Annotated in this window: 2 protein-coding genes; both read right to left on the bottom strand. The window is 40.4% G+C overall.

What is annotated here, in order from left to right; all coding sequences use genetic code 11:
• Positions 1 to 99 precede the first annotated feature (99 nt).
• Positions 100 to 897, bottom strand: a complete 798-nt coding sequence (locus tag AB3329_RS11595; protein WP_368396314.1) for a hypothetical protein — start codon at positions 895 to 897, stop codon at positions 100 to 102.
• Positions 897 to 1598: hypothetical protein (locus AB3329_RS11600; RefSeq protein ID WP_368396315.1), on the bottom strand; the 702-nt coding region annotated here is incomplete at its 5' end. The genes AB3329_RS11600 and AB3329_RS11595, both read right to left, overlap by 1 nt.

Genomic DNA, 1598 nt, shown 5'->3' on the forward strand with positions numbered 1-1598 from the left:
TGCACATGTCCTTGGTCAAGCTAGCGAAAAATGTCATTTTTCGCTAGGTGTTTTTAGTGCGCCCTAGTTTACTGAATGTCAACTAAAGTTTTGACAACTTTATCTTGACTTTTTACCACTAGACTTTAAATACTTCTTAGCTTCTTGGACATAAAAGAGGTCAGGGTTTTCACTAACAATCGACTGAAACAAGCCTTCAGCCTTGGCCCTATCACCTTGATTCAGGGAATTAAGCCCCTCGTAATATATTGCTTCAATTTTATCAAGTTTGTGCTCAAAAACGGTCTGATTAAAGTAAGATGTTGCCATTCCTGTCATCACATCATGGATTGCAGAAATCTTTTGCGCACGTTCCGCAATATTTTTCCCCTTCAGAACTTGAAATCTCTTTAAATCCTCTTCATAAGAGGTGAAATCTTTTTGATGGATATGATTAAGCAAAGTATAATAAGCAACTGCAGAAACCAAGGTCTTTCGTCTATACCAGATAATTTTTTGGCCTTGCACACGGGAAAAAGATTCTAGCGACTGCTTAAAATCCCCTTTTAAATAATGGTATTGACCATCAGCAACGTATGATTCTATCATTGCAAATTGTCTCTGACCTTTATTTGATTTGCGATAGGCATAATCAAAGTAATTGCGGTACTTGTCTATATCAATATCAATCACTAGAATTTCTCGTAGCACGGCATTTAGAAGTTTTAAAAGAATCACTAGAAGCCCGATTACAGTAATACTAATAATTAAGGAAAGAAGTAATAAAATATAATGAGAAGGACGGCCAATGATGTAAATAATAAGGCCTAAAATGGCGAAACATCCCAGTATGACTAGAGCCGTTCTATAAAAATGGTAAAGTTTTTGGTAAGGAAGCTTTCTGAGTTTTTGTTTCATTAAATTCCTCCATTCATATTATTTTTATCATCATCCGTATTCAATATCAGTAAAGCAGCACTTGCTCCAGCCATAGCCCCACCTGGACCTCCAAGCATAAAGCCAACTGCAGTTATAGCAGTCACAGCCAAAGCACCAACTGCAAGTTCTCCCACGGCTCCCCAATCAATTGAATTAATTGTATCGCCAACAAAATCAACTGCACTACCAGCAACATTCCCGACTTTACCCCAATCAAAGGACTCCACAGGAACAGCATCAACATTACTGTTCCGTATATACTGCCCCTGCTCATAGGCCACGGACAGCTCTCCCTTGCTCTTATCCGATAAAGCAGCCGAAGCGCTCGACTGAGTCTGACTATAAGCCGCCAATGTCCCATTCACATACTTCACTCCAAACTCACTCCGGCTGTTCCCGCCTGACAAAGCAGCCGATAACCCAGAAACCCCATTCTGATCAAATGCATACTGGTAAGACCCATTAAAAAGACCCTTATCTAGTGCTGAACCCTTAACAGGAACCGACTGACTGCTCGTATAACGCCCCTTACTGCTGACAGCGTTAGAAGACGTCTTAAGACCGTCCACTCCCTCTTGATTATAGCTGATACTGATATTACCATCCTTTGTGGCTGACAGCGTGATCTTGTACTTGGCATAACCATAATAATTATCATAAAGCAAGATCTCACGGGTCCC

Source organism: Streptococcus huangxiaojuni (assembly GCF_040930515.1).
Classification (GTDB): Bacteria; Bacillota; Bacilli; order Lactobacillales; family Streptococcaceae; genus Streptococcus; species Streptococcus huangxiaojuni.

What these genes read in the sequence shown, in the direction of transcription:
- AB3329_RS11595 (WP_368396314.1), bottom strand. Translation starts at nt 897, where the DNA reads ATGAAACAAAAACTCAGAAAGCTTCCTTACCAAAAACTTTACCATTTT.